Genomic DNA, 1522 nt, shown 5'->3' with positions numbered 1-1522 from the left:
ACGTACACCGGCGACCACGTCGTGCTCGCGTCCGGCTCCTACGCCCGCACCCTGCCGGGACTGGACGTCGACGGCGAACGGGTGATCACCTCCGACCACGCCCTCACGCTCGACCGGGTGCCGTCGTCGGTGATCGTGCTCGGAGGCGGGGTGATCGGCTGCGAGTTCGCCTCCGTGTGGGCGTCCTTCGGCGCCACGGTCACCATCGTCGAGGCGCTGCCTCGGCTGGTTCCGGCGGAGGACGAGGCGTCCTCGAAAGTCCTCGAGCGGGCGTTCCGCCGGCGCGGCATCACCTCCCGCACCGGGACGCCGTTCCAGAGCCTGGCGCACACCGCCGACGGAGTGGCGCTCACGGTGGAGGGCGGCGACACGCTCACCGCCGAGCTGGTGCTGGTGGCGGTGGGCCGCGGACCGCGCACCGAGGGCCTCGGGTACGCCGAGCAGGGGGTGGCCCTGGACCGGGGCTTCGTCCGCACCGACGAGCGGCTGCGCACCACCGCGCCCCACGTCTACGCCGTGGGGGACATCGTTCCCGGCCTGCAGCTGGCGCACCGCGGGTTCCAGCAGGGCATCTTCGTCGCCGAGGAGATCGCCGGCCTGGCGCCGACCCCGATCGACGAGGCCGGCATCCCCCGGGTGACCTACTCCCACCCGGAGGTCGCCTCGGTGGGGCTGAGCGAGGCCCAGGCGGTGGAGAGGTACGGCGCCGACCAGGTGCGCGCGCTGACCTACGACCTGTCCGGGAACGGCAAGAGCCAGATCCTGAAGACGCAGGGCTTCGTGAAGCTCGTCGAACGTATCGACGGCCCGGTCGTGGGCGTCCACCTGGTCGGGGACCGGGTCGGCGAGCTGGTCGGCGAGGCCCAGCTGATCTACGGCTGGGAGGGCCACGCCGACGACGTCGCCCCGCTGGTGCATGCCCACCCCACCCAGAACGAGGCGCTCGGCGAGGCGCACCTGGCCCTCGCCGGGAAGCCGCTGCACACCCACTCCTGACGACCACGGAAGAACGAAGGAAGACCATGCCCAGCGAAGTCACTCTCCCGGCACTCGGCGAGTCCGTCACCGAAGGCACCGTCACCCGCTGGCTCAAGCAGGTCGGCGACCAGGTGGCGGTCGACGAGCCGCTGCTGGAGGTCTCCACCGACAAGGTCGACACCGAGATCCCCTCCCCTGTGGCCGGCACGCTGCTGGAGATCCGGGCGCACGAGGACGACACGGTCGAGGTGGGGGCGGTGCTGGCCGTGGTCGGCGAGGCGGGTCAACAGCCTGCGGCGCAGGAGCCCCCGGCCCAGCAGTCCGTATCGGAGCAGCCCGCAGCAGAGGCACCGCCGGAGCCCGAGCCGGCGCCGGCCGCTCAGCCCGCGCCGGCTGCCCCGCCCGCACCGGCTGCCGCCGAGGCAGCGCCCCCCGCCGCGGGCACGTCGGCGACCCTGCCCGCGCTGGGCGAGAGCGTCACCGAGGGCACGGTCACGCGCTGGCTCAAGCAGGTCGGCGACCAGGTGGCGGTCGACGAGCCGCT

General features: G+C 73.6%; 2 protein-coding genes. Both read left to right on the top strand.

Annotated elements, in window-relative coordinates:
• On the top strand, positions 1-996 hold a 996-nt coding region (locus tag PLP61_RS17080; RefSeq protein WP_324504000.1), incomplete at its 5' end, for a dihydrolipoyl dehydrogenase.
• 26 nt (positions 997-1022) lie between these two features.
• Positions 1023-1522, top strand: a 500-nt coding sequence (locus PLP61_RS17075) for a biotin/lipoyl-containing protein (RefSeq protein ID WP_324503999.1), incomplete at its 3' end; no start/stop codon positions are given.

Origin of the sequence: Nocardioides sp. (genome assembly GCF_035429765.1) — a bacterium.
Classification (GTDB): domain Bacteria; phylum Actinomycetota; class Actinomycetes; order Propionibacteriales; family Nocardioidaceae; genus Nocardioides.
This window is presented reverse-complemented; position numbering and strand designations above follow the sequence as displayed.